Below are 24,668 nucleotides of genomic sequence, written 5' to 3' on the forward strand. Positions count from 1 at the left end.
GGCGCCGGAGTCGGCGTCGGCGCCGGAGTCGGCGTCGCCGACGAATCCGAATCGTTGCCCCCGTCGGAACCGCACGCCACCAGTGCGGTACCCAGTACGGTCACCATCAATGCGCCACGCAATACCCGAGCGGACTCTCCGCCCAGAAGTCTCAGTTTCATGAACGTCCCTGTTAGTTGTTGTTGTGAAAAATACGGTCCGCGATCGCGGGTCGAGTGCCTGCGCCCTCAGCCTAAAGTTGATGCACCCATCCGTTGATCGTGAATCTCCCATCTTCGAAGCGATGCGACGGACATCTGATTTCCTGCACCTCATGCAAATACCGGGACAGGAAAAATACGATCCGGTTGTCGTCTGGCGTCACGAGCTGCGAGGATTCGGCGGCGACGTAACGTCGCTCGCGAATCACGGAGTCGAATACGCGCAGCTCGCCGCCGGTGAATTTCTTCGGCTTGCCGTGGAAGTAATAGACGAACGTCAGCTCGCGCCGGGCGGTGTCTTCACTGCCATTGTCGTTGTGCACCTTGTAGTAATTGCCGTCGTTGTGCGCCGTCATCTGCACCTCGATCGTCGACGACAACGGCGCGCATCCCAGCGCCGCGTGCACTTCGGGCAGCAACTTTCGAATGCGCGTGCGGATGTCTTCCGCGATCTCGGGGAAATCGAACAGCACTTCCGACTGCCGGTAATCCCGATCCGTACTCGACGTCGAGGTTTCGACGAAACGGCCGGCGTTCTTCAGAGCGTAGGCATACACGCGCTTGAGTTGCTCGGACGGCAGAAAGTCGTCCTTGACGAAGACTTTCGAGACCTCCACCGCCGGCGCGGCAAGCGGCTCGTCGGACAGATCCATGTGCATCGGCGGCTCGCTGACGACACCGACGATCCGGTCGCTGCGCACAGCGAGCATGGCCTGCCCTTCACGCACCGGGAGCTGCAGCAGTCGCAGCCCGGGATCGGGCGCACCAAGCTGGCGCATCAGGATCTCGAGCTGCGGGTCCTGCAGCGATACGGTCACCGTTTCGCGATGCCCGCCTTCCAGCAGCACGGTGATCCGGACCGTCTCGGCTCCGTCCGCATTCCCGTCGTCAACCGTCTGCGTCACCATGCGCCTCGCGTGGATGATGTGTGTCCGCCAGCGCATATTGTCGACAGCGCTTCGCGTGTCGTGCAATTGAGGGAGCGTGCCGCTGGAAAATGTCGGCGAGCACGGATAGGCCTGCAGGACCACGCTGCGTCGGCCGTCAGCGCGGGCAGGATCGCCGGGTCTTGGTGACGACCTGTCGGGGCTGACGCCCCTCCTGTAAACATCTTCGCCCTTCGGGAGGGGTGTCAGTCCCGACGGCCCGTCCGCAGCCCGCGCAGCGTTTCCACAGGACGAACCGGACCGATCAGCGCTCGCGCTGCGCCTGCGCGTACAGATCCAGGTATTCGCCGGCCGCCAGACCCCAAGCGAAATCCGTCGCCATTCCCGCCTGCTGCACCTGACGGAAACGCGCGCTGTCCCGCATGAGGCTCAATGCGCGATCGACGCCGTAGGCGATTCCGCCGGCGTCGGCGTCGTTGAAGAAGATGCCGGTCGCAATGGCCTGGTGATCCGTTCCGGTCCCGTTGTCCACGACCGTATCGGCCAGCCCCCCGGTGCGCCTGACGACCGGGATCGTCCCGTATCGCTGGCTGTACATCTGGTTGAGACCGCAGGGTTCGAAGCGCGACGGCATCAGCAGGAAATCCGCGGCAGATTCGACGCGATGCGACAGACCTTCGTCGTAACCCAGGTGCACGGCGATGCGGCCGGCCGCACGCGCCGACCATTTGGCGAGCGTGCTCTCCAGCACCGGATCTCCCGACGCGAGCACGAACAGCTGGGCGCCATTGCGTTCGAGCTGCGCATCCAGGCCCGGCAACAGATCCGCGCCCTTCTGTTCCGCGAGCCGCCCGATGAAGGCGAACAGCGGCGCTTCCGCCGACTCGCGCAAGCCGACTGCGCGCTGCAGGGCCAGCTTGTTCGCCCGCCGCCCATCGACCGCGGTATCGGCCGTGTAGCGCGTCACGAGGTACGGATCCGTCGCCGGATCCCACACCTTCGTATCGATGCCGTTGGTGATGCCATGCAACATCGCCGCCCTCATCCGCAGCACGCCCTCCAGCCGCTCTCCGAATGCCGGCGTCTGGATCTCGCGCGCATAGGTCGGACTCACGGTCGCGATCGCATCCGAATACAGCAGCCCCGCCTTCATGAACGAGAAGCCGCCGTAGAACTCCAGCGCCTGCATGTTCCATTCGTCCGGCGGCAGTCCGAGCGCATCGAACTCGCCGCGAGAAAAGACACCCTGATAGGCCAGGTTGTGGATCGTGAACACGACGGCCGGCGAGTCCTGCTTGCCGGCGCGGCGCAGGTGCATCGCGGCAAGACCGGTATGCCAGTCGTTGAGGTGGACCACCTGCGGCATCCATGCGGCGGTATCCGGCACGGCGCCCAGCGCCAGCATCGCGATGGCCTCGGAGAAGCATCCGAATCGCCAGGCGTTGTCCGCGTGCTCGTGCCCCTGCTCGTTGGTGTACGGGCGGCCGGGCCGTGCATAGAGCGGCGCGTAGTCCAGCAGCCACACGCGCAGGGCCGTCGCGCCGGCACCGCGGACGGTGCCTTCCCACAAGCTCATGTCCTGTCCGCGAACCGACAGGCGCGCGATCTGCCGCCGGTCCTGCAGCTTCTCCAGCGTGTCGCGATAGGCAAGGGTCAGCAGCCGCACGTCGACACCGCGCGCCGCCAGTGACTGTGGCAGCGCGCTGGCCACGTCGGCCAGACCGCCGGTCTTCGAGAAAGGCAACGCTTCGGCGGATGCGAACAGCAGCCGCAAGGGATGGGCACTCACTCGCCCAGGTCCATCGTCGCAAGGCAACCCAGCTCGTAACGCTGCGCCATCAGCGCGTGATGCGGCAGCACCCGTAGCTGTGCGCGTCCGCCACCCGCAGGCGCGACGTACGCGGCGACGTCCTCGTTCTCCTCGTGCAGCTTCAGCACCTCGATGGCGCCGTTGCGCGTGATCTCGAGCGCCAGGTCGCTGGCGTGCAGACCGTTGAGGTGCACGCGCACTTCCAGCGGATTGCGTACGACCACTTCGACCTTCACGCCGCCTCCCTGTGAGCGCACCAGCTTCTTCCAGCGCTTGAACTCCACCGCGTTGCGCGAATTGCGCTCGCTCATGCGCCAGCCGTGACGCGCGGCGGGCAGGTAGAGCTTGCGCTCGTAGTCGCGCAGCATGCGCGCGGTACCGAACGCAGGGATCAACGTGCGCATCGCCGCACGGCTGCGCCGGAGCCAGGCGCCGTGATCTTCGAACCAGAGTTTCTGCACCTGGCGTTCCAGCACATCGAGCAGGGCCTGGGCTTCGGCACGATCCCGCGCCTCGCGATCGGCATGCTCCGAGGGCACCAGGCCATAGCCGTTCTCGCCGTCGAAGCCTTCGGCCCACCAGCCGTCGAGGATCGATGCATTGACGCCGCCGTTGACGGCGGACTTCATGCCCGACGTGCCGCTGGCCTCCATCGGGAACTCGGGCGTGTTGAGCCAGACGTCGCAGCCCTGCACCAGTTCGCGCGCGAACGCGATGTCGTAGCCCTCGACGACCAGCAGGCGGCCCACGAACGCAGGCTGCAGCGAGACTTCGAACAGACGACGGATCAGCTCCTGGCCGCCCTTGTCGTGCGGATGCGCCTTGCCGGCGAACACGAGCAAGGTCGGACGCTGATCGTCGCCGAGCAGCCGCTGCAGTCGCGCGGTGTCGGACAGCAGCAACGTGGCGCGCTTGTAGGTGGCAAAGCGGCGCGCGAAACCCAGGACCAGCGCGCCGTCGTCGCCGAGCCGGCTCACCGTGAGATTCGCGGTGTGCTCGTCCAGTCCGTTGCGCCGATGCTGCTCCATCAGGCGCGAACGCAGCGACTGGAGCAGGCGGCGCTTCAGTGCGCGCCGGACGCCGTCGTAGTCGTCGTCGGACATCGCGCCGACCCAGTCGGTGTCGGCCGTCGTCAACGCTCGACGGCTCCAGTCCGGCACCTTGTTCTCCAGCCGCTCGCGCCACTCGGGCGCCAGGAAGCTGGGCAGGTGGATGCCGTTGGTGACGTAGGTGATCGGATTGAGGGCGGGCGGCACCTGCGGCCAGATGTGGGCTTCGGCCTCGGACGCCACGCCGCCGTGGATGCGCGACACGCCGTTGTGGAATCGCGAGGTGCGCAGCGCCAGCGCCGTCATGTTGAAGTAATGACTGCCGCGGTGATCGGCGCCCAACGCGAGCAGCCGGCGCTCGGTGGTCTCCAGGCTGCCGACGTAGTCACCCAGCCACTGATGCATCTGCTCGTGCGTGAACACGTCGTGGCCCGCAGGCACCGGCGTGTGCGTAGTGAACACGGTACGCGATGCGACGAGCTCCAGTGCGGAGCCGAAGCTCAGGCCGCCGGCAACCGCCTCGCGAATGCGCTCGAGCGCGGAGAACGCGGCGTGCCCTTCGTTCATGTGCCACACGGTGGGCGCGAGTCCCAGCGCACGCAGGCAGCGCACGGCGCCGATGCCCAGCACGATTTCCTGGAACAGGCGATTGTCGCTGCCGCCGCCATAAAGGCGCGCCGTGATGGCGCGCTCGGCTTCGTCGTTGTCCGCGTGATCGGCGTCGAGAAGAAACAGCGGAACGCGGCCCACATCGAAGCGCCACACGCGCAAGGTCAGCGCGTGATCACCCATCGGCACCTTGATCTGCAGATCGTGCCCACGCGCATCGGTCACCGCTTTGAGACCGTGCCCCGCCGGTTCGATCGGATCCGGCGCCGCGTGCTGCGCACCGTGGCCATCCAGCGTCTGGCGGAAATATCCTTCGCGATACATCAGGCCAACGGCGACCAGCGGGATCCCGAGATCGCTCGCCGTCTTCAGGTGATCGCCGGCCAGCACGCCCAGTCCGCCGGCGTAGATCGGCAGATGTTCGGTGATGCCGAACTCCGCGCAGAGGTAAGCGATCAGATCGCGTTCCGGGTCCAGCCGGGAGTGTTCCTGTTCCGTCATCGGTCCTCTCTTGTTCTTGTTCCGCTCATTCGCCGGTATGCAGCGGCTGCCCGAGCATGTCGGGCGTCACCAGCACGACGCCGTTGCGGCTGATGTGGAAGCGCTTGGCGTCTTCCTCGCGGTCATGACCGATGACGGCGTCGTCCGGGATGATGCAGCCCTTGTCGATCACCGCCCGGCGAATGCGCGCACGCTGCCCGATGTGCACGTTGGGCAGCACCACCGAGTCGTCGACCCGTGCGTAGTTGTGCACGCGCACGTTGGAGAACAGCAGCGAATTGCGCACCTCGGCGCCGGACACGATGCAGCCGCCGGAGACCATCGAGTTGATCGCCAGGCCGCGCTTGTCCGGATCGTCGAAGACGAACTTGGCCGGCGGCAACTGCTCCTGGTAGGTCCAGATCGGCCAGTCGCGGTCGTACAGATTCAGCGGCGGCGCCACACGGATGAGTTCCATATTGGCCTCCCAGTACGCATCGACGGTGCCGACGTCGCGCCAGTAGCCCTGTTCCATGCCCTGCACGTCGCGGAACGGATAGGCGAACACTTCGCTGCGGCCGATCGCGCCGGGGATCAGGTCCTTGCCGAAGTCGTGGCTCGAGTCCGATCGCGTGGCGTCGCGCGCCAGTTCGCGCATCAGGTACTGCGTGCTGAACACGTAGATGCCCATCGACGCCAGCGCGACGTCGGCACGGCCCAGCATCGGCTCCGGTCGCGACGGTTTTTCCAGGAAGCTCACGATGCGCGCAGCCTCGTCGATCTTCATGACGCCGAAGCTGCGGGCCTGCGACAGCGGCACCTCGATGCACCCCACCGTCACGTCGGCGCCCTTGGCCACGTGCGCCGCGATCATCGGGCCGTAATCCATCTTGTAGATGTGATCGCCCGCCAGCACCAGCACGTACTTGGGCGCGTGGTGCCGGATGATGTCCACGTTCTGGTAGATCGCGTCGGCGGTTCCCGCGTACCACGCGGTCTCGCTGATGCGCTGCTGCGCCGGCAGCAACTCCACGAACTCGTTGAACTCGGCGCGCAGGAATCCCCAGCCCTGCTGGATGTGACGGATCAGCGAATGTGACTTGTACTGCGTGAGCACGCCGACGCGACGCACGCCCGAGTTGATGCAGTTCGACATCGTGAAATCGATGATGCGGAACTTGCCGCCGAACGGCACGGCCGGCTTGGCGCGCCAGTCGGTCAGCGCGGAGAGACGCGAGCCGCGACCACCCGCCAGGATCAGCGCCAGCGTCTCGCGCGTGAGGCGGCTGATGTTGCGTGTCTCGGCGGGCACCTCGGCCCAGGCATCTGCGGTGGGTTCCACGATGACTCCTCGCGTGGTGCCGCGCGCGGTCGCGGCATTCTTTTTCTTCGCGCCCCGCGAGCGGCGGAAGGACATCATAAACGGCTCGCGAGGGGCGATGATGCGCGCTCATCGAATCCGGATACGGCGCAGCCCGTGCAGCAAGTTGGATGCCGCGGCGAATGCCTACGACGTCGCGCGCAAAGAAGTTCTTCACCGATTGGAGTGGGCTTGCGGGGTGCCGCTGAGCTTTTTGGCCACGGATTTCGCGGATGAACGCGGGTAAAGCTGGATGCCGGCGTCGAGCGGGTCAAAAACAGGCGAGCGCAAAGGACGCAGAGAACAGCAAAGAAAGGCGCAAAGGATCAATGGAAATCCTTTGCGCCTTTCTTTTTCCTTTGCGCCTTCGCGTTCGCCTGTTTTTTCGCGTTCATCCGCGAAATCCGTGGAAAAATAGATCCGCGCCTACTGCAGCTTCAACTCCATCCGCACCCGGCCACCGTTGTCCTTGGTCCCCCCGGCGCGCGACGTCAGGAACACCCGCTCGGGCGCCAGCTCCGGTTGCGCGAGCAGCACCGTCTGCACCGCGCGCGCGCGTTCGGCCGCCAGCGTCTCCATCGCCGGCGCGTCAGGCTTCAGGCTCCGCAGCAACGCGCTTTCGACAAATGCGATGCGTGCCGTCGTGCGCGCCGCCTTGTCGACGCCCTTGTCGTCCGGAAACTCGACGTCTGCTTTCAGCCGCTCCTTGTGCAGCGCGACCAGCGCATCCAGACGATCGTCATCGTCCTTCGGTGGCTTCTCCGTCACCAGCGCCGTGCGCAATGCCGCCTGCGCCAGCGCGTTGCCGTCCACGTCGTCGGCCAGCGCATAGGGCACGTCGAGCTTGAGCTGCGGCCGCTCGACCAGCGCTTTGGCGAGCTTTTCGAGCTGGCCCTTCTGCTCGGCGTCGAGCGCCGACTGCCCGGGCTCGAACGTCACGAACTGCAACTCCTCCTCGCTGCCGCCGAACAGCCTTCCGAGCGCCGCGAACGGCGCCGTGACGGCCTTGCTCATCAGGTTGACGAGCACCTTCCAGACCAGCGGACCCACGCGGAACGTCGGGTCGTCCAGATCGCCGCTCACCGGAAGTTCGAGATCGATCGTGCCGTGCCGGTCCTTGAGCAGCGCAACAGCGAGCTTCACCGGCAGCGGGACGGCATCCTTCGAACCGGTCGCGTCACCGAACTCGAGCTGATCGACGATGACGTGATGCTCGGCCTGCAATGCGCGCTTCTCGATGCGGTATTTCAGCTCCGTCGTCAGCTTGCCCTTGACGATGTTGTAACCGGCGAAGCGACCGGAGTACGGATTGAAGCGGATCAGGTCCATGTTGCGGAAGCTGAGCGCCAGCGTCGTGTCGCGGTCGTAGGCGAACGGATTCAGCTCGCCCTTGATCAGCACCGGCGAGAACGCGTCGACCTGCCCCTTGAGATCGACCTTCGCGCTGGCGTCGGGATCGGTCGACAGGCCGTCGATACGGCCTTCGAGCTTCTGGATGGCGGCGGCGAACTGCGGATCGATCGAGCGATCGGCGAAATCCAGCATGCCGCGATCGATGTGCAGCGTCTTGAGCTGCACCGCCAGCGCAGGCTCGGCGTCCTTCTTCTTCGCCGTGTCCGATGCACTCGCAGCCGGCACCGCGTCGTGGGCTGCTTTCTTCGGGGCGCCCGGCGCCGCCAGTGCGCGCGTCACGTTGAGTTCGCGCTCGGGCGAGATCTCGACGCGCGCCGTCGGCGCGACCAGGTCCACGCGCTGGATACCCAGCCGGTTCTTCTGCAGCGAATAGGCGATGCCGGCGACCTTCAGCGTTTCGAAGCCCAGAAGATCCCGCTTCTGCGCACGATCGCGCAACGCAAGATTCGCCAGCAGCGCGTCCCCTTCGAATTCGAGCTTCGCCGGCGACTGCGCCCAGTCCACCGTGCCGCCCACGCCCAGCAGAGCCGACTTCAGGTCCACGCCGGTATGCGGCGCGAGGTAGGGCTGCAGCATCGACAGGTCGAGACCCTTGGCGTCGAGCTTGACCTTCGCGGACAGCGGATCGAGCTGCAGCGTGCCGCTCGCGTCGAGCCGGCCGTTCTTGCCGATGCCCAGCCCCGCCTTCAGCGCGAGCGGGTCGGACAGCTCACTGGTGAGCGCGCCGACCTGGATGTCGATCGGCGACAGGGTGACGCGTACCGGCGGCTGCACGCCCCGATCCTCGGCATCGATCCGCGCGGCATGGATGCGCACACCGCCGACCATCGCGCGCCACGCGGGCGCAGCGTCGGGCCCCGGCTTCTTCTTGTCCGCTTCGTCCGGCTTCGGCTTCTTCTTGCTGGCCTCGCCCGGCTTCGCCGGCGCGACCAGCTTCGCCAGATTGATGCTGCCGTCCGCCTCGCGCCGCAGCTTCGCGCGCACACCGCGCAGGTCAACGCCGCCGACGCGCGCTTCCTGCTTCGACAGCAACACCTGGATGTCCGACAGCGCGATCTCGCTCGCCGACACGCTGGCGGCAGCGCCCTTGGTTCCGTACTCGGCCAGGCCCGCATCGCGTACGAGCAGCCGCGGCAGGCTGACCTCGATGTCGAGCGCAGGGTCGAGCCGCAACTGGTAATCGCCAGCCGTTTCCGCGACGCCGGACACCAGGCGGATCGGCAGTCCGTCCTGCAGGTAGGCCGTGATCGTCGAGGCCTGCACGTTCTCGATCGAGAAATGCCCGCGCGAACCCAGCGGCTGCACCGTGAACTCGCCGCTCCAGCCGATGCGCTCGCCGGTGCTCACCGCGCCGCTGAATTCGTAGAGGTTCGCGTGATCCAGCTCGGTGCGGAAATCACGCAGATTGAACGCGAGCGGTCGCAGCTCGGTGGAGAACGGACGCGGACGGCTGCGGTCCTCGACGCCGATGCGACCCTCGCTGACGACGAACTCGCCGATGCGGATACGCGGAATCGCCGACGCTTCCTTCTTCTCGGGCTGCGGCTCGGTCGACGGCGGCACGAGCCGCGACAGGTTCACCTTGCCGTCGGATCCGACGACGACCGACACATCGGGCGCCGCGAGCCGCAGATAGCCGAGCACCGCGCCGCGCTCCCGGATCGAATCCCACAGCTCCAGGTCCACGTCGAGCTTCGCGAAGCCGAGCAGCGGCGCGCCGTCGGCCTCGCTCAGGTGCAGGCCTTCGATCTGCGCCTCGAAGCGGAACGGGTGGAAATGGATCGGGCCGAGTTCAAGCTTGTGGCCGAGCTTGGCGACCTGCGCGCGGATCAGGTGATCGGCCAGGCGCGGCACGCCGTAGAAGCCGAACAACGTGTAGGCCAGCGCCAGGAACACGACCACCGACAACGTGATCCAGAGGCGACGCGAACGGATCCAGGCTCGAGACATTCGCGCTTCGTAAGGGGGCGGTGGAGGACGGGCGCGACTCTCGCAGCGGCTCCCCGCATGCGTCAAACCTTGGCCCGGGGGAACCCCGGGTTGCGCTCCCTATACGAGGGGCCCCGGGCTTTACCCGGGCTACGATTTGCGTTCAACCGCCGCCGCAATATTCCGGTGGAACTCCCCGAGCAGGAACTCGAGCTTCCCGAACGTCACGACGTCGTTCGCCCCGCTCGACAGCCCTTCCTGGATGCCTTCGGCCGCGTAGAGGTCTTCCTTCTGGAACACCGTCTGCTCCAGCAGCCCCATCGTCTTCTCCCAATGCGGCGTCCAGTCCGGCGTGCTCTTGGCGCGCGGGATCAGCATCGCGTGCGACCAGCGCGTGCGGTTCGGCGCCAGCGGCCACAGCGACAGGCAGCTCACGTAGTCGGGGTGCACGACGACGATCATGTTCGGGAACAGCAGGTGGCTGTAGGTCCAGCGGTCGCGAACCTCGCGCGGATCGTCGGACCATGCGGGCTCGCTCTCGCTGCCGCGGCGCGCCACGATCATCCGCTCGTGGCCGTTGTAGACGTGCCAGTTCGATTGCGCGTCGTGAAAGAACGGATAGATCGAATCCCGGTGCAGCACGCGGATGTGATAGACCTCGATGAAGGCCTCGATCACCAGCTTCCAGTTGCACGCACGCTCGCTTTCGAATCGGCGGAACAGCACCGAATCCGGTATCCCGAACCAGGCGAGATCGTCGACCAGCGGACCGAGCCAGGCATCGGCGTCGAAGCTCGCGCCGGCCTTCGGAATCCCCCAGATCAGTCCGCCGCGCTCGGCCACCGGGAATTTCAGCAGGTCGAAATCCGTACGGTCGACACCCTCGAAGGCCTCGGCCAGCGGGATGTTGCGCAAGCGCCCGTCGAGCTCGTAGGTCCAGCCGTGATACGGGCAGGACAGCGTGCGCCGCGCCGAGCAGCTGCGTTCCTCGACCAGGCGCATGCCGCGGTGCCGGCAGACGTTCACCAGGCCCTGCAGTTGTCCCTGCGCGTCGCGCACGATCAGCAGCGGAATGCCGGTGGCGTCGAAGCGCATCACCGATCCCGGTTCGGCGACCTCCGACGCATGACCCAGACACAGCGGCCGCTCGCCGAACAGATGCTGGCGCTCGCGGGCGAACCAGTCCGGGTCGAGATAGCGCGACGCCGGGACCTGCACGACCTGTTCGCCCTGCTTGCGGACACCCCGCCTGACGTTGTCCGAGAGCTGCTCCGCGAGCGCGCGCAAGGTCGGACTTTCCTCGGCCCCGCGTCGCGGCCGATGGCTGTCAGCGGATGGACCCGCTCCCTCGTCTGGCATGTGACCGCTCGCTCCGGGATCGCTGCTGGAAGGCTACAACGCAGGGGTGATCGGTGGAATCGGTGCGCCCCCTGTGTTGCATGGGAGGGGCAGCGAATTCCGGCGGGCCTGCGAGCCGCGGACGACGGATCGGCCCTGCCAACCTGCACGCGAAGCGCGGCGTTGACCGCTGCTACACTCGAACCCGCGGCATCCGAAGATATCGAACGCCCGGCCGGGCACTCGTACAAGGGGTTGCGACGATGCGCCTCGCGGCAACCGCGCTCTTGCGAAGGACCAGCGTCCCGCGCCTCCACGGCGGGCCAGGCTGATGGACCTGCTCAGCTTCCTGACCGCCGCACCGAATCTGCCGTTCTCGATCAGCGCGGTGTTCCTGCTGCTGCTGCTCGCACTCGAGATCGTCGGCGTGCTGGTGGCCGGCATCGGCATCTCCCACTTCGGCGAATTCGATCAAGGGCATGGCGCCGATGTCGATTCACATGGCTTGGCGTCCGACGCGCTCGGGTACCTGCACTGGGGCAAGGTACCGCTGATCGTCATCCTTTCGGCGCTCACCGGATTGTTCGCACTCGCGGGCCTGGGCATCCAGTCCCTCGCCTTCTCGGTGTCGGGCGGATTGCTGCCGGGCTGGCTGGCCTCGATCCCGGCCGTCGCCACCGCGGTGTATGGCACGCACAAGATCGTGCTGCCCATCTCGCGACTGATGCCTTCGGAAGAAGGCGATGCCACCCGCGAAACCGCGTTCGTCGGGCTGATCGGTCGCGTGACGATCGGCCCCTGCCGCTGGGATGCACCCGGTGAGGCGCTGGTAAAGGACTTGTCCTCGGGTCGCGAGCACTACATCCGCGTGAAGCCCGCTGCGCCCGGCGTCGTGCTGCCTGTACACAGCGAAATCCTTGTGACGGACATCACGCCCGAGGGCGGCCTGTACCTCGCCACCTCGATCGACGAGATCGCAGAATCGACTCTCCCCACTTCGATCTCGAGCGGGAAGTCCGAAATCGAAAGCCGAGCGGCGAACCGGTCGGCCCTACGCCAGGAGCGCTTGCCATGAGCCCGCTTTATTTCACCGTTGCGGCTGCGGGTCTGGGTGTCGTCCTGTTCGCCATGCTCGGCCTCGTGCTGTCGCGGTTGTGGCGCCGCGCCACGCCCGAGCGCGCGATCGTGCGCACCGGCGGCAGCAAGGTGTATGTGACGATGGAAGGCGGCTGCTTCCAGATTCCGATCATTCACGAGATCACGCCGGTCAACATGAACACCATGCGGCTCGACATCGGCCGCGACGGCGACAATTCGCTGATCACCAAGGATCGCCTGCGTGTCGACGTGAGCGTCGCATTCTTCACGCGCGTGGCGCGCACGCATGACGGCATCGCCACGGCCGCCAGTTCGCTGGGACGTCGCACGCTCGATCCGCTCGAGATCAAGAAGCTCATCGAGTCGAAGTTCGACGACGCGCTGCGTGCGGTGGCGATGAGCATGACACTGCCCGAACTGCTCGACCAGCGCGACCAGTTCCGCCAGGCCGTTCTCAATGCTGTCGGCGAAGATCTGAAGAAGAACGGCCTCGAACTCGAAGCCGTGTCGATCACGACGCTCAACCAGACCGACGTGAAGTTCTTCAAGGCCGACAACGTCATCGACGCCGAAGGCCTGACCTCGATCACGCGCCAGACCGAATCGCGCCGCCGCGAACGCAACGACATCTCGCAGGAAACCGAAGTCGCGATCCAGGAGCGCAATCTGCAGGCGGCGCAGCGCACGCTGACGATTCGCCAGACCGAAGAAAAGGCCAAGCTCGAGCAAAGCGAACAGATCGCCACCATGACGGCCGAGCAGAATGCGCGCATCGCTTCGAACAAGGCCGCTCAGGCGCAGGCCGCCAAGGAAGCGGAGATCCAGTCCGAACGCGCCGTCGAGCAGGCCCAGATCGCGCGCAAGCAGGCGATCGAGCTTTCGGAACAGCTGCGCCGTATCGCCATCGCCAACAAGAGCCAGGAGCAGTCGAATGCAGAGGCCGAGGCCAACCAGGCCCGCGCGAAGGCCGCACGCTCAGAGGAAGAAGTCGTCACCGCAACCGAGGTCGCGCGCGCCGAGCGCACCAAGCAGATCGCGGTCATCGCCTCCAACCAGGCCGCCGAGCAGGACGCGGTGAAAGTACGCGTCACGGCCAAGGCCGAACGCGAAGCCGCCGACGACCGCGCCCAGGCCGTCCTGACCGAGGCGCGCGCCTCGGCCGATGCCGCCGAACTGGAGGCACGCGGCATCAAGGCACGCGCGCTGGCCGAGGCCGAGGGCAAGACCGCCATCAACGCCGCCGAGAACTCGCTCTCCGAAGCCCAGATCGCACTGCGACGCGCGCTGGCCATCATCGAGAACCTGCCGGAAATCCTGCAGGCCCAGATGAAGCCGCTGGAGAAGATGTCGGACTTCAAGGTCGTCCACTTCTCGGGCATGACGCCGGGCATCAACGGTGGCGGCGCACCCGGCGTGGCGCCGGTGGCGGGCACAGGCTTCGCGCACCAGCTGCTGGACGCCGTGCAGCAATACCGCATGCAGTCGCCGATCGTCGAAGCCGCGCTGCGGGATGTCGGCCTGATCGGTGCCGACGGCAAGCTCAGCCCCAGCGGCCTCAATCTGGGATCCTTGCGTCCGGACATGGCCGCCGAATCCCACGCCGGGCATAGTTGATCCCGGTCCGCCGTCTACTGTTCGCCGGATCTGGCGAACAGGCGCCTGCCACGCGTCGTGGCCGGCCACTCGCCAGTCAATGGATTCGATGAACCAGACCGTCATCTACGCCGCCGTGATGCTCGTCGCGGGACTCGGCATCCCCGTCATGGGCGCGCTGAACGGCGGCCTCGGCGCGCGGATGCAGAACCCCGCGCTGGCGGCCAGCATCATGCTGTTCGTCGGCGCCTGCTTCTCGCTGGTGTTCCTGTTGTCGACCCGCGGCCTGGCCGGCCTGTCGCTACGCGTGTCGGCGCCCTGGTACTTCTACTTCGCCGGCCTGTTCGTGCTGATGTACGTGCTGAGCGTCACCTGGGTCGCCCCGCGCTTCGGGGTCGGCAACGCGATCTCGTTCGCGCTGCTCGGCCAGTTGCTCGCGATGACCGTCATCGACCAGGTCGGATTGTTCGGCGCCATCCAGCACAGCCTGACCATGCAGCGCGCGGTCGGCCTGGTGCTGATGGCGGCTGGCGTCTTCCTGGTGGTACGGCGGAGCTGAGCGGCACCGCCCGCACAAACACACGCTGCAAAGGCAGGGTAATTGCGTCGGGCAGGAGGCGCCGCTTTTCCTGCCCCATTCCGATGCACCCCTCCGAATTTCCGAGCCGCTCACCGGGTCACCGTCGACGCACTATCGCGTCGCCCAAGCTGGGGTTCGCCGCGCTCGTCATTCTTGCGGGAACGCTGCCGTCCACCTGCTTCGCCCAGCGCAGTCCCTACACCGAGCGCGACGGCCGCCGCATCTACCTCGAGCGCTGCGCGGTATGCCACATGCCGGACGGCAGCGGCAGCAGCCACACCGACAACTTCAACAGCTTTCCGCCGCTGACCGGCATGTCGGAATGGATGAGCCTGCGCCAGGGCCAGCGCTACGTCGCGCACGCGATCATCTACGGTCCGTACGGCGGCCTCACGGTGAACGGAAAGTTCTACTTCGGAATGATGCCGAGGTTCCGGCCGCGGCTCGACAACGGACAGATCGTCGCGGTGATCCGGTACATCGCGGAGCATCTCAATGCACCGCTGCCCGGGTATGTGCCGATCGACGCGAAGCTGGTTGAAGAGGCACGGCGGGCCGAGGACACGATCGATGCCGTGCACGAGGCGCGGTATGCGCTGCCGCCGCGGTGAGTTCGCGGGTCGGACAGAGTCCGTTCTCCAGCGCAGCCGGGGTGAAACCCGGGGCTTTTTCTCATCGTCGACCGGAACGCTCCGGGTTGCATCCGGGCTACCGGTGCGTCAGGCCCTTCATTTCGTCACCCGCACACCGACGACTCACACCGTCCACGGCGCCGCCGCCTGCACGCCGATCTCGTAGCGGCGGATCGCCTCGGCGACGACGGAACGCTTCAGCTTTCCGTCCTCGGCCAGCGCGTCGAGCGTGGCGATGACGATGCTGTGCCGGTCCACCTCGAAGAAGCGGCGCAAGGCCGCGCGCGTGTCGCTGCGTCCGAATCCGTCGGTGCCGAGGGCGATGAACCGGCCCTCGACGTACGGCGCGATCAGTTGCGGATAGGCACGCACGTAATCGGTGGCAGCCACCGTCAGCGCGATTCCGGAGAGCTGCTGCCCGACGTGGCTGCGGCGACGATCCTGCTCCGGATGCAGGCGATTCCAGCGCTGGGTCTCGGCCGCATCGCGCGCGAGTTCGCTGAAACTGGTGGCGCTGTAGATGTCGGAGCCGATGTTCCAATCCTGCGCCAGCAGTTCGGCCGCGGCGATGACCTCGCGCAGGATCGTGCCGGAACCGAGCAGCCGCACGCTGGCTTTGGCCTTCGCGGGCGCATGGCCGCCGAAGCGGTACAGGCCCTTGATGACGTCGCTCTCCACGCCCTCCGGCAGCGAAGGCTGCGCGTAGTTCTCGTTCATCACGGTGACGTAATAGAACGCGTCGACCTGCCGCTCCATCATGTCGCGTGCGCCGTGATCGAGGATCACGGCCAGCTCGCCGGCGAAGGCCGGATCGTAGGCACGGCAGTTCGGAACCGTCGCCGCGACCAGATGACTGCTGCCGTCCTGGTGCTGCAGGCCTTCGCCGCCGAGCGTCGTGCGGCCCGCTGTCGCGCCGAGCAGGAAGCCGCGCGCACGTTGGTCGGCCGCCGCCCAGATCAGGTCGCCGACGCGCTGGAAGCCGAACATCGAGTAGTAGATGTAGAACGGCAGCATCGTCATACCGTTGACGCTGTACGACGTCGCCGCGGCCGTCCACGAGGCGAGTGCACCCGCCTCGGTGATGCCTTCTTCGAGCAACTGCCCGTCCACGGCCTCGCGGTACGACAGCATCGAACCGGCGTCCTCGGGTTCGTACAACTGTCCCGCCGGCGAGTAGATGCCGACCTGGCGGAACAGGTTGGCCATGCCGAACGTGCGCGCCTCGTCGGCGACGATGGGCACCAGCCGCGGCCCGAGCGCCTTGTCCTTCAGCAGATTGCCGAGGATGCGCACCGCGGCCATCGTCGTCGACATCTCCTTGCCCTCGGCGCGCAGCGCGAACTCCGCGTGCCTGGCGATGGGCGGCACCGTGACCGGCTCCGCGTCACGCCGGCGTATCGGCAGGAAACCGCCGAGCGCTTCGCGACGCTGCCGCAGATATCGCGCCTCGATGCTGTCCTCGGCCGGGCGATAGAACTTCAGCGCGGCCACGTCCTCGTCGGACAGCGGCAGCCGGAAGCGATCGCGAAATCCTTTCAATCCCTCGACGTCGAGCTTCTTGGACTGATGCGCGGTCATGCGCGATTCGCCTGCGCTGCCCATGCCGTAACCCTTCTTGGTCTTGGCCAGGATCACCGTCGGCCGGCCCTTGTGCGCCTTGGCCGCCGCGAACGCCGCGTGCAGCTTGCGCAGGTCATGGCCGCCACGCTTGAGTCCGTCGATCTCGGCGTCCGACATGTGGGCCACGAGCTTGGCCAGCGCCGGATCCTGCTGGAAGAAATTGGCGAGGTTGTACGCGCCGTCCTTCGCACCCAGCGTCTGGTACTCGCCGTCCGGCGTCTCAGCGAAGATGCGCAGCAGCGTGTGCTCGGTGTCGCGCGCGAACAGCGCGTCCCAGTCCGAGCCCCACAGCACCTTGATCACGTTCCAGCCCGCGCCGGTGAACAGCGCCTCCAGCTCCTGGATGATCTGGCCGTTGCCGCGCACCGGACCATCGAGGCGCTGCAGGTTGCAGTTGATGATGAACGTGAGGTTGTCGAGCTTCTCGCGCGCCGCCAGCGTGAGCCCGGCGATGGATTCCGGCTCGTCCATCTCGCCGTCACCGAACACGCCCCAGACGTGACGGCCGTCGGTCTCGACGAGCTTGCGGTCGCGCAGGTAGCGGAAGAAGCGCGCCTGGTAGACCGCGCTGATCGGTCCGAGGCCCATCGAGCCGGTCGGCACCTGCCAGAAGTCCGGCATCAGCCAGGGGTGCGGATAGGAGCAGAGTCCCCCGCCCTTCACTTCCTGCCGATAGTGCGCGAGCTGCTCTTCGCTCAATCGTCCTTCGAGAAACGCACGTGCGTAGACGCCCGGCGCGGAGTGCGGCTGGAAGTAGACGAGATCGCCACCGTGCGACTCGCTGCGTGCGTGGAAGAAGTGCTGGAAACCGGCCTCGAAGATCTCCGCCGCCGACGCGTAACTCGCGACGTGTCCCCCCAGATCGCCGTACGCGGCGTTGGCGCGCATGACCATCGCCAGCGCGTTCCAGCGCAGGATCGCCGTGATGCGTTCCTCGATGGCGAGATCACCCGGATAAGCGCCCTGCCTATCCAGCGAGACGGTGTTCCGATACGCCGAATACGGCTGCGCGAGCACGACGCTGTCGCTGTTGCGCAGCCGCTCTTCCAGCTTCTGGAGCAGGAACTGCGCACGCTCGCTGCCGGTGTTCTGCAGCACCGCGTCCAGCGAGTCGAGCCACTCGCGCGTCTCAAGCGGATCGCTGTCGGCGGGCACGAGGCGATCGCGCGCCGGCGCGGCATCGGCTTTCATCGCATGACCACCTTGCGCACGGCGAAGCGCCAGCCTTCGTCGGTGAGCACGAACTGGTCGAAGTATTCCGCACGAATCCTGTCGACCTTCTCCACGCCCTGCTGGCCGCGCTCCATGTCGAGATCGACACGACCCGTCGCCGTGCGGCCGTCGGGCGCGATCTCGATGCGCACGTTGCTGCACACGTGCTTGGTCCAGACACCGGATGGGCGACCCGCGATGACCTGGCGGATGGCGTCACGGCCGACGATGGGCTGGCCGAGACGATCGAACAGGCCGTCCGGCGTGTAGAGGTTCGCCAGCGCATCGGCTTCGCCGGCGTCAGCGTGAGGACCGTAGGCTTTGCAGAGGGTTTCGCAGGCCTGGCGAGCGGCTTCGATGGGCGTGGTCATCGGTGGATTCCTGTTCGGTTCACCCTCTCCCACGGGGAGAGGGTCGGCGGCGCAACCGCCGGGATGATGGACGGGCTTCGCGACGGCAACTTCAGACTCTCCCTCACCCTGCCCATCGCTGCGCGATGGGCGTCCCTCTCCATGTGGGAGAGGGGATGGGGTTGGCCTCGAGCACGTTTATCCCGGCGGCGGCGGCAGCGTCGTGAAGATGTATTCCTTCTCTTTGGCCAGCGGCGCGGCGCCCTGCTTCAGCAGTTCGCTCTCCGGCACACCGGCACGCAGCTTCGCGAGCAAGGCATCGGGATCGAACTGCACGCCGATCGGATTGGCCGCGAATTCCGGCGACGCGAACCAGGCCTTGCACTCGTCCATCGTCGGGAAGTTGTCGATCTGCAGCTCGATCTCGTTGCCGTCCGGATCGCGGTAGTACATCGACGTGCTCATGCCGTGGTTGATGCACCAGAACGGCGTGATGCCGTCCTTCTGCAGGCGTTCGAAGTTGCCCAGAAGGTCGCCGATGTTCCGGTACGTGAAGGCGATGTGATCAATGCCCGTTCGCATCGTGTCCGGAGACGGCAGATGTTCGGTGTTGAGGAACGCGATGCGATGGTGCTCCTCGTCATACGTCAGGAACGCGATCACCGGCGCTTCGAACGAGGTCTTCAGGTGAAAGACCTTGCGGTACCACGCGAGCATGTCCTGGAATTTCTTGGCGCGGATCACGTAGTGCGCCAGCTTCACGGGCACGATCCCGGCAGCGTCGCTCGCCGTGGGATGGGGGACGGCAGCAGGTGCGTTCATGCGTTCTCCTCGCGCTCGGCGAACCGGTCCGATGCCGGGTCCGCTCGGATTGCATTCTCCATATGTTTACCATATGGTCAAGTTCATCACGGAGCACGGCCCTGGTGGTCGCGACTCCCAAACCCGCCATGCGGGGACGCATCAGAACGTCGCGAGGAGAAGCACAATGCGCTTGGCCATGGTGAGCCTAGGAGACGCCCCCGCGCGTCCCGCCCTGATCACGAACGATCGCGTCCACGACATCGGCAAGCACCTGCCCGATGCACCGAAGACCATGATCGGCATCATCGAGGCACTGGACTCGCTCGAAGACGCGCTGACGAAGCTCGCCGCCGGTCCGGGCGACCAGGCCCTGAAGGACGTGCGCCTGCACGCACCGGTGCCGCGTCCCGGAAAAATCCTGGCTCTGGGCCTGAACTACAAGGATCACGCGGCCGAAGCCAACATGACCTTGCCCGAGATCCAGACCTGGTTCTCGAAGATGACGACGTCGACCAACGGTCCGTACGACGGCATCGACCTGCCGCGCGTGTCGACCAAGCTCGACTACGAGGCGGAGCTGGGCGTGATCATCGGCAAGCGCGCCAGGCACGTCACGCGTGAACAGGCGCGCGACGTCATCGCCGGCTACGTCGTGGCCAACGACGTCAGCGTGCGTGACTGGCAGCTGCGCACCTCGCAGTTCGTCGTCGGCAAGTCGTTCGACACGCACTGCCCGTTCGGACCGTGGATCACGACAGCCGACGAGATTCCCGATCCGCAGGCGCTGCGCATCGGCTGCACCGTCAACGGCGAGGTCCGCCAGGATTCCAGCACGAGCGAGATGGTCTTCGACGTCTTCCAGATGATCGAGCACCTGTCGCAGGCGATGACGCTCGAGCCCGGCGACCTGCTGATCACCGGCACGCCCGCGGGCGTGGGCGCCGTCTCCAAGCCGCCGCGCTATCTGAAGGCAGGCGACGTCGTGCGCGTGGAGATCGAGAAGCTCGGTTTCATCGAAAACAAGGTCGTGCCCGAGCCCTTGTAGGCCCGAATCAGCAGCAAGGCGCGGCGCCAGACCGCGACCCAGCAGGAGGAGAAATGACGATGACAGCACCCGAGAGCTCCCTGCCGAGGGACTTCGCAGACCTCGAACCCTTCGTGGCTTACTGGGCGGGCGAGACCAACGACATCCGCTGGGATCGCCGCTCGCGCGCGCCGATGGAGCAGATCCGTCGCTTCTACGACGCGATGCTGCCGCGCGCCGACGAGGCGCTGACGTATCTCGAGCAGTTTCCGCTCGGCGAAGCACCGGCCGACGCGACGCGTCTGCTGTGCCTGCTGCTGTCGCTGCCGCACGCGGCGATGGCCGTGGAGTTCCATCGGCAACCGCGCGCCGCCGCATCGCCCTTCCCGCACGGAATGAACGTGGCAAAGGGACCCTGGCCGCAAGGCTGGTGAGTTCCAGGCGTCCCAGACAAGGCGCCCCAAACCCTGGAGAGAGACCCATGACGAAGTACGAACCGGAAATGCAGAAATCCGCGTTCCCCAAGCTCACCGAGCCCAACGGCCTCGACACCGGGCCGATCCCGATCGAGCCGTATATCTCGCCCGAGTGGTTCGAGAAGGAACGCGAGCAGATCTTCGGCCGCGCCTGGCTGTGCATGGGCCGCATCGAGCAGCTGCCCGAACCGGACACCTACATCGTCAAGGAGATCGAGGTCCGCGGCGTGATCGCCCTGATCACGCGCGACAAGGCCGACAAGGTGCGCGCGTTCCACAACGTCTGCTCGCACCGAGCGAACATGATCGTGCAGGACAGCGCCGGCAAGGGCAGTCGCTTCGTCTGCAAGTACCACAACTGGGCCTACCGCAACGACGGCGACTGCATCGGCGTGCCCGACCGCGCCAACTTCTTCAACCTCGACATCAAGAAGTGCGGTCTGACGCCGATCGTCTGCGACGTCTGGGAAGGCTGGATCTTCATCAACCTGCAGAAGGTGCCCGAAGTTTCCCTGAAGGAATTCCTCGGGCCATTCGGCGAGGCCTTCACCAATGCGCCGGCGCCGTCGGCCGAGCACGCGTTCAACGTCAACGTTTCCACGATGAAGGCGAACTGGAAGACGACGATCGATGCGTTCTGCGAGTCGTACCACGTGCCGGTGCTGCACCCGGACACGGTGGGCGCGACCTTCGCCAACGACAGCAACCCGTACTCGCGTCCGCTCAGCGGCCACGCGCGCGGCGCGCATCGCACGATGACCACGTTCGGCAATCCGGACTACGTCCCACCCGAGCACGCCTTGGTGGAGCGTCTGGCGTACAGCAACCTCGACCTCGGCAACACGCTGGGCGCCAACGATGCCAAGGAGATCCAGGCCCTGCTCGATCATCCGGCGATCAACCCGCGGCGCGTGCCGAACTGGGCCACCGAGATCGCGTGGATCTTCCCGAACTTCCTGATCTTCTATTCGCCCGGCGGCTTCTTCACGCTGGAGTTCTGGCCGCTGAGCGTCAACAGCACGCGCTGGGTCGCTCGCATGCATATCCCGAAGGCCAAGGACGTGCGCCAGCGCTTCCAGCAGGAGCATCACAACTGCCGCATGGCGGAGATCTTCCTCGAAGACGTGGGCAATCTCGAACGCCAGCAGCGCGCCATGGAATCGGGTGCCAAGACCGAGATCGTCCTGCAGGACGGCGAGTTCATGCTGCGCCACTCGATCGAGACGATCCGCAAGTGGGTTGCCGCCAAGACGGTGCGCGAGGCGCTGGCCTGACATGGGGCTCAACGCCTACCTGCGCAACGCTTGGTACGTCGCCGCATGGTCGACCGAAGTCACGCGCGGCCTGCTCGAACGCACGGTGCTCGAGCAATCGATCGTGCTGTACCGCAAGGAGAACGGCGAGGTCGCCGCCATCGGCAACGCCTGCCCGCACCGGTTTGCGCCGCTGCACCTGGGCAAGCTGGTCGGCGACACGATCCAGTGCGGCTATCACGGCCTGCGCTTCGACAGCAGCGGCGCCTGCGTCCACAACCCGCATGCGGGCGGCATGATTCCGCCGAAGATGAAAGTGCCGCAGTACACGCTGGTCGAACGGCACGGAATGATCTGGCTGTGGTTCGGTGACGCGGACAAGGCCGATCCCGCCAGCATTCCGGACTTCTCCTGCCATCTGGATCCGGATCTCGCCTTCGTCGGCGGCGTCATCGAGATGAAGGCCAACTACGAGCTGATCACGGACAACCTGCTGGATCTGGCGCACGGCGAATTCGTGCACGAGGGCCTGCTGTCGAGCCCGGCGATCACCAACAGCAAGCTCGAGACGATCCAGAAAGGCACGACGATCTGGTCCAACCGCTGGATGCCGGACGGCGAGGCGCTGCCCGCGCACGCGATGCTGTGGGAGCACTTCACGCCGGGCAAGAATTGCGACCAGTGGGCGTACATGCGCTGGGATGCGCCGGCACACATGCTGCTCGACGTCGGCATCACCGGCCTCAATCGTCCGCGCACCGAAGGCGCCTGGGTGTACGGCACCGACATCCTGACGCCCAAGGATGCGCACAACACGTATTACTTCTGGGGCATCACGCGCGCGTACAAGACGAAGGATCCGGCTGCGGGCGAACTGTGGCGCCAGGTCATCAAGGGCGCGTTCGAAGGCCAGGACCAGGTCATCATCGAGGCGCAGCAGCGCATGCTCGGCAATCGATCGCTCGAGGAAGCCAACGCCGTGATGTTCGCCAGCGACGTGGCCGCGCAGCGCGCACGCAAACTGCTCGCGAGCCTGATCGACAAGGGCATCGTGCCGGACCCGCAGAACCCGGATCTGCGCGAGCAGCGCCGGGCGAGCGAAGTCACGAGCTCGCCGATCACACCGGCCGTCTGAATGTGAGCGCCCTGCACACCGACATCCTGGTCGTCGGCGCCGGCGGTTGCGGCCTGAACCTGTCGATCTTCCTCGCCGACCTCGGCGTGGATTTCGTCACCGTCGAGCGCAACACCGAACTCGCGAACCTGCCCAAGGCGCACTACCTCAACCAGCGCACGATGGAGATCCTGCGCCAGCACGGTGTCGAGGACGACATCCGCGCGCTCGGCACGCCGCCGGACAATATGTCGCGCGCGATGTGGCTCACGACGCTCGGCGGCGACGGCCCGTTCGACCGCAAGGTCATCTTCGAGATGGACGGCATCGGCGGCACTGGTGAGTCGCAGCGCGCGATCTACGATCGCGACAGCGCCTGCCGCTCCGCGAACCTGCCGCTGATCCGCTCCGAGCCGATCTTCCGCCGGCACGCGGACACGCGCGCACCGGGCCGGCTGCGCTTCGGGCACGAGCTGGTCTCGTTCACGCAGGACGCCGACGGCGTCGACGCGATCGTGAAGAACCTGAAGACCGCCGAGACGCTGTCCGTGCGCGCGAAGTATCTCGTCGGCGCCGACGGCGGCCGCACGATCGGCAAGTCGCTGGGCAACACGATGGTCGGCCCCTCGGGCCTTGCGAAGAACGTCACCGTCCACTTCAGCGCCGACCTGTCGAAGCTGCTGCTCGACGATCGCGTGATGCTGCATTTCTTCATCCACCCGACGCGTCGCGGTCCGCTGGCCAGCGGCGCGCTCGTGCCCGCCGGCGGCGACGACGCGAAGTGGGGCCGCCACAGCGCGGAGTGGATCTTCCATTTCATGGTGGCGCCGGACGATCCCTCGCGCTTCGACGAGGCCATGGTCACGCAGCAGATCCGCGAGCTGCTCAAGCTGCCGGACCTGCAGATGACGGTGCACAAGATCAGCCACTGGATGATCGAGGCCGTGCTCGCGTCGAAGTACCGGTTTGGTCGCGTGCTGCTCGCGGGCGACGCCGTGCATCGGCATCCGCCGGCGTCAGGCCTGGGGCTCAACACCGGCATCCAGGACGCGCACAACCTCGCGTGGAAGCTCGCCAGCGTCATCCGTGGCGATGCCGGCGACGCGCTGCTCGACAGCTACGAGCAGGAACGCCGCCCGATCGGCTCGTTCAACGTGGCCTGGGCGCTGTCGAGCTATTGGAATCATCTGCTGAGCGCGGCCTCGATCTTCGCCATCCACCCGGCCAACGTCTACGAGGCCGTAGGGCAGCCCGACGAGGACAACGAGATCTCTGGCCTGTTCGCCAACACGCCGGACGGCCGCATGCGCCGCGCGCGCATGCAGGAAGTGTTCGGCACGCATCGCGTCGAGATGTTCGATCACGACGTCGAGCTGGGCTTCGTCTACGAGAACGGGGCCCTCGTTCCGGACGGAACACCGCTGCCCGAGCGCGATCCCTGGGGCTCCGAGTACCGCCCGACGACACGGCCCGGGCATCGCCTCCCGCACGCCTGGCTCGAGAGCAAGGGCGAGCGCGTGTCGACGCATGATCTGCTCGACGAGCGCGGATCCTTCCTGCTGATCGCCAACGCGAGCGGTGGCGCCTGGTGCCAGGCGGCGCGCGCCATCGCGCAGGAGCGTGGTCTGCGCCTGCGCGCCGTGCGCGTCGCAGCCGACGGCGACGTGCTGGACACCGATCGACACTGGGCGACGTTGTGCGGCGTCGGCGAAGCCGGCGCCGTGCTGGTACGACCGGACGGCATGGTCGCCTGGCGCTGTGCCACCGCGCCCGCCGATGCGCCGCAGCAGCTGCGCACCGTTTTTCACCAACTGCTCGGCCCGAAGGCCGGCTGAGT

Annotated in this window: 18 protein-coding genes; 9 read left to right on the top strand and 9 right to left on the bottom strand. The window is 66.5% G+C overall.

The annotated features are described in order from the left end of the window. Nucleotides 1-232: 232 nt before the first annotated feature. The 6 genes from DFR24_RS12790 to DFR24_RS12815 all read right to left on the bottom strand — a co-directional run bounded on the left by DFR24_RS12790 (nt 233) and on the right by DFR24_RS12815 (nt 11,024). Nucleotides 233-1,108 (bottom strand): 2OG-Fe(II) oxygenase, encoded by an 876-nt coding sequence (locus DFR24_RS12790; protein WP_162851192.1) that lies wholly within the window; start codon nt 1,106-1,108, stop codon nt 233-235. 283 nt (nt 1,109-1,391) lie between these two features. Then, complete coding sequence (gene glgA, locus DFR24_RS12795) at nt 1,392-2,876, bottom strand: glycogen synthase GlgA (RefSeq protein WP_210772355.1); 1,485 nt, start codon at nt 2,874-2,876, stop codon at nt 1,392-1,394. Further along, on the bottom strand, nt 2,873-5,056 hold the full coding sequence (glgP, locus tag DFR24_RS12800) for an alpha-glucan family phosphorylase (protein ID WP_133881802.1): 2,184 nt from the start codon (nt 5,054-5,056) through the stop codon (nt 2,873-2,875). The genes glgA and glgP overlap by 4 nt, the downstream gene beginning before the upstream one ends. Before the next feature lie 25 nt (nt 5,057-5,081). Next, on the bottom strand, nt 5,082-6,377 hold the full coding sequence (glgC, locus tag DFR24_RS12805; RefSeq protein WP_246051649.1) for a glucose-1-phosphate adenylyltransferase: 1,296 nt from the start codon (nt 6,375-6,377) through the stop codon (nt 5,082-5,084). Between the two features lie 444 nt (nt 6,378-6,821). Further along, nucleotides 6,822-9,758 carry a DUF748 domain-containing protein gene (locus DFR24_RS12810; RefSeq protein ID WP_133881804.1) on the bottom strand — a complete coding sequence of 979 codons (2,937 nt, stop codon included), beginning with the start codon at nt 9,756-9,758 and terminating at the stop codon, nt 6,822-6,824. Between the two features lie 129 nt (nt 9,759-9,887). Then, nucleotides 9,888-11,024, bottom strand: coding sequence for an aromatic ring-hydroxylating oxygenase subunit alpha (locus DFR24_RS12815; protein WP_162851193.1), 1,137 nt, complete (start codon nt 11,022-11,024; stop codon nt 9,888-9,890). 382 nt (nt 11,025-11,406) lie between these two features. Between DFR24_RS12815 and DFR24_RS12820 the strand changes: the two genes are divergently transcribed. The 4 genes from DFR24_RS12820 (at nt 11,407) to DFR24_RS12835 (ending at nt 14,957) form a co-directional block, all read left to right on the top strand. Further along, nucleotides 11,407-12,150: an OB-fold-containig protein gene (locus tag DFR24_RS12820; RefSeq protein ID WP_133881806.1), complete on the top strand. Its 744-nt coding sequence runs from the start codon at nt 11,407-11,409 to the stop codon at nt 12,148-12,150. Further along, a complete protein-coding gene (locus DFR24_RS12825; protein WP_133881807.1) occupies nt 12,147-13,787 on the top strand; it encodes a flotillin family protein in 1,641 nt (546 codons plus the stop codon). Before DFR24_RS12820 ends, DFR24_RS12825 begins: the two co-directional genes overlap by 4 nt. Nucleotides 13,788-13,875: 88 nt before the next feature. Next, nucleotides 13,876-14,325, top strand: coding sequence for a DMT family transporter (locus tag DFR24_RS12830; RefSeq protein ID WP_210772356.1), 450 nt, complete (start codon nt 13,876-13,878; stop codon nt 14,323-14,325). Between the two features lie 83 nt (nt 14,326-14,408). Continuing rightward, complete coding sequence (locus DFR24_RS12835; RefSeq protein ID WP_133881809.1) at nt 14,409-14,957, top strand: c-type cytochrome; 549 nt, start codon at nt 14,409-14,411, stop codon at nt 14,955-14,957. A 144-nt stretch (nt 14,958-15,101) separates the two neighbouring features. Here the strand turns inward: DFR24_RS12835 and mdeB are convergent, their stop codons facing one another. The 3 genes from mdeB to DFR24_RS12850 form a co-directional block, all read right to left on the bottom strand. Further along, entirely contained in the window at nt 15,102-17,789 is a 2,688-nt protein-coding gene (gene mdeB, locus DFR24_RS12840; protein ID WP_133881810.1) for an alpha-ketoglutarate dehydrogenase, read from the bottom strand. Beyond that, nucleotides 17,786-18,181 (bottom strand): nuclear transport factor 2 family protein, encoded by a 396-nt coding sequence (locus DFR24_RS12845; RefSeq protein ID WP_133881811.1) that lies wholly within the window; start codon nt 18,179-18,181, stop codon nt 17,786-17,788. The genes mdeB and DFR24_RS12845 overlap by 4 nt, the downstream gene beginning before the upstream one ends. Nucleotides 18,182-18,358: 177 nt before the next feature. Next, nucleotides 18,359-18,982, bottom strand: coding sequence for a VOC family protein (locus DFR24_RS12850; RefSeq protein ID WP_133881812.1), 624 nt, complete (start codon nt 18,980-18,982; stop codon nt 18,359-18,361). A gap of 166 nt (nt 18,983-19,148) precedes the next feature. On the opposite strand from DFR24_RS12850, the gene DFR24_RS12855 reads away from it, so the two are divergent. The 5 genes from DFR24_RS12855 to DFR24_RS12875 are packed head-to-tail and all read left to right on the top strand — an operon-like array spanning nt 19,149 to nt 24,666. Beyond that, nucleotides 19,149-20,009, top strand: a complete 861-nt coding sequence (locus tag DFR24_RS12855) for a fumarylacetoacetate hydrolase family protein (protein ID WP_133881813.1) — start codon at nt 19,149-19,151, stop codon at nt 20,007-20,009. 59 nt (nt 20,010-20,068) lie between these two features. Further along, the gene (locus DFR24_RS12860; protein ID WP_210772357.1) at nt 20,069-20,422 is read left to right on the top strand and encodes a hypothetical protein; all 354 of its coding nucleotides are present in this window, start codon (nt 20,069-20,071) and stop codon (nt 20,420-20,422) included. Between the two features lie 47 nt (nt 20,423-20,469). Continuing rightward, complete coding sequence (locus DFR24_RS12865) at nt 20,470-21,738, top strand: aromatic ring-hydroxylating oxygenase subunit alpha (protein ID WP_210772358.1); 1,269 nt, start codon at nt 20,470-20,472, stop codon at nt 21,736-21,738. Between the two features lies 1 nt (nt 21,739). After that, nucleotides 21,740-22,852 (top strand): aromatic ring-hydroxylating dioxygenase subunit alpha, encoded by a 1,113-nt coding sequence (locus tag DFR24_RS24730; RefSeq protein WP_133881815.1) that lies wholly within the window; start codon nt 21,740-21,742, stop codon nt 22,850-22,852. A gap of 2 nt (nt 22,853-22,854) precedes the next feature. Continuing rightward, a complete protein-coding gene (locus DFR24_RS12875; RefSeq protein ID WP_210772359.1) occupies nt 22,855-24,666 on the top strand; it encodes an FAD-dependent monooxygenase in 1,812 nt (603 codons plus the stop codon). The last annotated feature ends 2 nt before the right edge of the window (nt 24,667-24,668 follow it).

Origin of the sequence: Panacagrimonas perspica, assembly GCF_004364935.1 — a bacterium.
Classification (GTDB): Bacteria; Pseudomonadota; Gammaproteobacteria; order Nevskiales; family Nevskiaceae; genus Panacagrimonas; species Panacagrimonas perspica.